4 protein-coding genes and 1 pseudogene are annotated in these 5,928 nt (G+C 39.7%); 3 read left to right on the top strand and 2 right to left on the bottom strand.

Annotation, left to right across the window (positions count from 1 at the left end; translation table 11 throughout):
• The first annotated feature begins 539 nt into the window (after positions 1 to 539).
• On the top strand, positions 540 to 1,139 hold the full coding sequence (locus DIZ30_RS11405; RefSeq protein WP_002301789.1) for a tyrosine-type recombinase/integrase: 600 nt from the start codon (positions 540 to 542) through the stop codon (positions 1,137 to 1,139).
• Positions 1,140 to 1,453: 314 nt separating this feature from the next.
• Here the strand turns inward: DIZ30_RS11405 and DIZ30_RS11400 are convergent.
• A pseudogene (locus tag DIZ30_RS11400) lies at positions 1,454 to 2,496 on the bottom strand (IS630 family transposase).
• 238 nt (positions 2,497 to 2,734) lie between these two features.
• On the opposite strand from DIZ30_RS11400, the gene DIZ30_RS11395 reads away from it, so the two are divergent.
• Entirely contained in the window at positions 2,735 to 2,968 is a 234-nt protein-coding gene (locus tag DIZ30_RS11395) for a heavy-metal-associated domain-containing protein (RefSeq protein ID WP_002292161.1), read from the top strand.
• 197 nt (positions 2,969 to 3,165) lie between these two features.
• A complete protein-coding gene (locus DIZ30_RS11390; protein ID WP_086284367.1) occupies positions 3,166 to 5,070 on the top strand; it encodes a heavy metal translocating P-type ATPase in 1,905 nt (634 codons plus the stop codon).
• Positions 5,071 to 5,428: 358 nt separating this feature from the next.
• Here DIZ30_RS11390 and DIZ30_RS11385 read toward each other — a convergent pair whose 3' ends face one another.
• Positions 5,429 to 5,749, bottom strand: coding sequence for an OsmC family protein (locus DIZ30_RS11385; protein WP_267896187.1), 321 nt, complete (start codon positions 5,747 to 5,749; stop codon positions 5,429 to 5,431).
• Between the last annotated feature and the right edge of the window lie 179 nt (positions 5,750 to 5,928).

Here is a 5,928-nt window from a genome sequence, read left to right as displayed (position 1 = left end):
TTTTCATCACTTAACGGGTGAAGATGAAAAAGTAATTGTAAGCTGCCGTGAGGCAGTTTCACATGGTTTTAATTAAAAGTATGAATTATTCAGGCTGAATAATTCATAGCTTTAATTCTTTGACAAATCATATTCTTATAAATTAGACAAGAGAAAATAAATATTCCATATCTACTTTATTGGATCCATAACATGACTAAATTCTGAATACTTTTTAAAGCTTATCATTTGGTAAAACTGAATATAAGTTAATTATATAGACTGAAAATTTTGAATTTTCAGAATAGAATAACTTAAAAGTACTGACAAAATTTTTTAAAGGGGCAATATTAATGTTCTGAGATAATCAAATCTTACCGAAAATATCAAAAGCCTAATGTGACACAATCGGATTCTGTCACATTCATCAAAATCGCTCCATCCTTAGAGGCTCTAAGAGGAAATCACTTTTCTTTTAGGGCCTTTTTTCTATAGCTTGTTTAAATGTGACTTATTATCTGTTATAATCATATTAAGTAACATTTGAGAGGGGACTAAAAATGAAGAGCGTGGAACCGATTCGCGATAAAAAAAAGATCGACGCCATGAAGGCAATTTTGGCTTCCGGAAAATATGGGCAACGAAATTTGGTGCTTTTTTCGATCGGGATCAATACGGCGTATCGAATCTCCGATTTAAGACAGTTGAAATTAAGTGACGTGTTAGAAATTTCCCGTGGCCGGGTGATCGTCAAAGAACGTCTGGCCATGAAGGAACAAAAAACAGCTAAACACAATTCGGTTTTCATTTCGAACAAATTACGAAAAGTGATTCTTGATTATGTTCAATCAGAATTTCTTGAGCAGCTGCAAGTACAAGACTTCAGCAAGTATTTGTTTCCAAGTCGAAAAGGAGCAGATACGCCTTTGACCCGACAAAGCCTTTGGCGGATCATTCATGAAGCAGGAACGGTGGTTGGGTTGAAAGAAATTGGTCCCCATTCGATGCGTAAGACCTTTGGCTATTTTTTGTACAAGCAAGGAACCAAAACAGAGATCATTCAGTCACTACTAAACCATTCTTCACAACGGGAAACCTTACGCTATATTGGGATCACCCAGGAAGACAAAGATACCGCAGTAAAGAGTTTGGATCTATGACAGAATAACGCCCTATATACCTATATAATAGAAGGAAAAATTCAAGAGGTGGGAAAATGAACGTAGAAAACCGTCCTAAATCTCCTGATAAATACCAATTATCTCGCAAAGAATCGGTGTATCTATTGAAAAAGAACAGTGTGGAACTGGTGTTTAATGCTGGAATATTTTAAGCGTTGAATACAACGTTATTACAAGTAGAAGAAATTATTGAATAGAATTGACTCAATAACGGGGCTGTCGATGATGTTATGACTGTCATTAGACTAAAATGAAGTACAAGACTTCTTTCTATATAGGTTGAATTAAATACTTTACATCCGCACGCACAGTCGGTCAATCACCTCAAGGGGACGCTCGTTTACATCGGCTAAGAAACCGCGGACCGACTGTTTGATTTTCTGGACGTGGTCAAAAAAAAACATTGTTGATGACCGATTCCTTGAGCCACTTCCAAACGCCTTCCATTAGGTTCAACTGAGGTCTGTAGGGAGGGAGGAAGATGAGTGCCAGGCGCCTAGCGTTTTCTTCAAGAAAAGACTGGATCAGCTTGGCGTGGTGGATAAGGGCATTATCCAATACCATCACGATTTTTCCGGTGGGGTATTCCCGCAACGTCCGCTCCAGAAAACGGAGGAAGGCCGCTGCGTCGTATGCCCCTTCTTCTGTACAAATGATCCGACCGGTTTCATAATCCAAGGTGCCTATCAATTTTACCCCTTTGTGTTGTCCATAAGTGGGGATTTTTCGCTGGTGGCCGCGGAGAAACCAGGTGCAGCCAATGGCTTGGTAATCCCGGATCATGGTTTCGTCCTCGAATAGGAGGTGGTCAATATCGCTATTCAGCAATTTTTTTTTTTAGGCTCGGGAAGGTTTCTTCCAAAAATACCTGTTGTTTCTTGGAATCCGCTTTTTTGAGGGTATACGTCGGACGGGTCCAGCTTAGTCCTAGCCGGTGAAGGAGGTCCGCCACGCCTTTTTGCGTATATCCATAACTCCATTCCCGGAGAATCAGGTCACACACAATCGCCAATGTCCAATTGGCACGGGATTTGAAACCTACTTCCTCCGGAGTGTGGTAGGCGACGATTTGGACCAGTTCCGCTTCCTGTTCATCTGTCAGCCGTGAAGGTCGTCCGCTTTGTTTTTTGGAGACTAAACCTTGGATTCCATTATGGCAGTAGTTTTTCACATAGTGGCTGACAGTATGCTCGTCGCGGCCGATGGTGTGCCCGGTTTCTTTCCGGGTGTGGCCTTCAAGAACCAACTTGACTGCCAGGAAACGCTCGTACAACCGGCGGTTGTCTGTCGTATTCATCGCTTTTTCCAATTCACGGATTTGGCGTTCTGTTTCCATGTTCCCCACTCCTCAAGTGTTTTCTTTAGTATACGCCTATAGGAGGAAAAACGAATACAATTTAACTCAATTTATATAAGATGGTGAATTGAGCAAAAAGATAAAAAGAAGTGCAAAACTTAATATGTGTCAATTTTCGTTTGCTAAAAGTGAGCTATACTACAGTTGTAAAAAGGAAAAGGCAGTGTTCATTAATCTGCTGCCGATAAAATAAAAACACATAAAGGAGATAGGAATTATGGAAAAAGCTATATTGCAATTAGAAACGTTGTCTTGTCCAAGTTGTATGCAAAAAATTGAAGGTGCCGTAAAATCAGTTAACGGTGTTGATAAAGACAGCATTAAAGTATTATTCAACTCCAGCAAAGTCAAAGCCAATTTTGATTCAGCTGTCACTTCGATTGAAGAGATTCAAAAAGCTATCGAAAACGTAGGCTATCCGGTCCTTAAAGCAAAAGTCAAGGCCGCTTAACAGATTAAATGAACTAGGCAATTCTGGAAGAAAAGCTATTTTTCCAGGATTGCTTTTTTTGTTGCAATCCGATTCGAGGTGCTTAGAAACGATAAAAGAGAACTTTCTAAACTTGATGTCAGTCAATTAATTACTTAGGCAATTATCTTATACTGTGTTTATCAATAAAAGAGAAATTAAATTTGGAGGGAAAAAGCATGCAACAATATATATTAAGCAAGAAAAATGTTATCACCGTCATCAGTGGATTGTTAATCGTACTCGGTTTCTTCAGTCACTTTGTTTTAGAAAACGTAGGACTTTCAGAGTGGTCTTTGATCATCGCCTCTGTCTTTGGGATTACGCCAATTGCCATTCAAGCGTTTCAAGCAATGAAAGTCAAAGTCATCAGTATTGATGTCTTAGTCAGTATTGCAGCGATTGGTGCGCTTTTTATTCAAAATTATGAAGAATCGGCTATCGTTACGTTCTTGTTCTTGTTCGGACATTATTTGGAACAGCGTACATTGAACCAGACACGTTCAGCAATCAAAGAATTAACCGACATGGCACCAGAAAGTGCCTTGGTCCAAACAGAAGACGGAGAATTTGAAGAAGTGGATGTAGATGATGTAGATGAAGGAGATGTTCTGCTTGTCAAAACTGGTGCGAAAGTTCCAGTAGATGGTACAGTCCTTACGGGTGAAGGGCATATCAACGAAGCCAGTATCACAGGAGAATCCGTTCCTGTCACAAAAACAGAAGGCAGTGAAGTCTTTGCCGGTACGATATTGGAAAATGGCACCATTCAGATTTGGGCAGACAAAGTCGGAGAAGACACCACATTCGGTAAAATCATTGAACTTGTGGAAGAAGCGCAAGATTCTAAATCAGAAGCAGAGCGCTTTATTGACCGCTTTTCTAAATGGTATACCCCAACTGTTTTGGTTCTGGCATTCATTGTCTGGGCAATGACCCAAAACGTTGAATTGGCGATTACGATCTTAGTCCTAGGCTGTCCAGGTGCATTGGTCATTGGGGTTCCGGTCTCCAACGTAGCCGGAATCGGAAACGGTGCACGCAATGGAGTTCTTTTGAAAGGAAGCGAAGTCATCAATGACTTCAGCAAAGTTGATACGATTGTGTTCGACAAAACAGGAACGCTGACTGTCGGGAATCCTGAAGTCGCGGAAACAGAAGTGTACGGAGACAATGTAGAAAAAGCCTACAGTTATTTAGCCAGCGTGGAGACTGAATCAGACCATCCACTAGCCAAGGCCGTCCTCCAGCATACCGGCACGGTAGAACTGTTCCCGGTAGAAGACACAGACGTCGTCAAAGGCGGCGGCATTGTCGCTCAAGTGGACGGACACCGCATCGCGGTTGGAAATGTGGCGTTGATGGAAAAAGAAAATGTGCAGTTGAGTAAAAAAGCGCAGAAAGACGTCAAACAATTCGAGAAAAATGGGAACTCCTTAGTATTGACAGCAGTCGACGGGGAATTGAAGATTCTGATGGGAATCCGCGACCAAATCCGTCCAGGAGTGAAACAAGACTTGCAGGAATTGAAGAATTTAGGCGTGAAAGATTTAGTGGTTCTTTCCGGCGACAACCAAGGCACAGTGGACCGGGTTGCGCGTGAACTGAACCTCACCGAGGCGCACGGGCATATGCTGCCGGAAGACAAAGCGGCTTATATTGAAAAACTCCAGCAAAAAGGGCACACGGTCGCCTTTGTCGGGGACGGTGTCAATGACAGCCCGTCCTTGGCGCTAGCAGATATCGGGATTGCAATGGGAAGCGGAACGGACGTAGCGATTGAAACATCCGATGTCGTTTTAATGAACTCGAACTTCAGCAACTTGCCCCACGCATTAGGATTAGTAAAAGCCACCGCAAATAATATGAAACAAAATATCGTGATTTCAGTTGGAGTAGTGTTGGTCTTGTTGACCAGCGTCTTCTTCAGCGAATGGATGAATATGTCTATCGGAATGTTGGTTCATGAAGGTAGTATCTTGGTGGTAATTTTCAATGGCATGAGATTAATGAAGTATAAGTTGAAAGGTCGGAAAGAACAAAAAGAAGTATCAGCACCTGCAGAGAAAGTAAAAATATATTAAGAATAAATTAGAAGAGGCTGAGACAATAGTCCATCCTTGAAATGACAAAAGCGGAAACTCAGATTTTTAAATCTGGGATTTTCCGCTTTTTTGAGTTCTTGAAAAAAAATAAGAGTATAGAGTATGTTCTTTATAAAATTAATTTTCGTGTAAATGATTAAAAAATTTAATAATAAAATTTAAATTCCTATTAAGTTGTAACACATGAAATTGCTTAAAATAATGTATTTAAAATCTTGATTTAACTAGTTTTTTTCTCTCGTCTTTTTTATAGATATGTATACCTTCGAAAAGACAAGAAATAAAATAGAAATACCTGTTTAGTGCAAAATGAGAAGAATCTTTTTTAATTCATAGTTTATAATTTATGGATTTCTGATTTAGTCGTAGGTGCATTTTTAATGGTATCAGCTACCGGACAAGTACGATCAATAAATGCGATAAAATCTGAAATCTCTTCATCAGTATTATCAGCTTCAATATAAAATTTAGATACGATTGCAGAATAGCCTATTTTAGCTGCTTTATTTTTTCCTATAAAACCATCAGGATCTAATACTCCATCTATCTCTACACGGATATCGTTTAAATTTATGCCCTGCACTTTAGCGAAAGACCGAGCTACAATAACTTTACATGCTCCAAGAGAGGCTAATAATAAGTATTGGAGATGGTGCAAAGTAAGATTGATAAAAAATGGATAAAGGATTAGATTTAATACAATGTCTTATCACGATTCTAATGATTTGATGAGAGTGTAAAATATTTTGTGTAAATAAATTGTCCTCCTGCAAAATAATTAGTTACTCAGTAAACATTGAAACTAATGTATCGGTTACCTGTTGAAAACCTTTATGG

Origin of the sequence: Enterococcus sp. H57, from assembly GCF_003112495.1 — a bacterium.
Lineage (GTDB): Bacteria > Bacillota > Bacilli > Lactobacillales > Enterococcaceae > Enterococcus_B > Enterococcus_B faecium.
This window is presented reverse-complemented; position numbering and strand designations above follow the sequence as displayed.

Excerpts from the sequence above, each read along its gene's own strand:
- DIZ30_RS11395 (WP_002292161.1), top strand. The coding sequence starts at position 2,735 with ATGGAAAAAGCTATATTGCAATTAGAAACGTTGTCTTGTCCAAGTTGT.
- DIZ30_RS11405 (WP_002301789.1), top strand. The coding sequence starts at position 540 with ATGAAGAGCGTGGAACCGATTCGCGATAAAAAAAAGATCGACGCCATG.
- DIZ30_RS11390 (WP_086284367.1), top strand. The coding sequence starts at position 3,166 with ATGCAACAATATATATTAAGCAAGAAAAATGTTATCACCGTCATCAGT.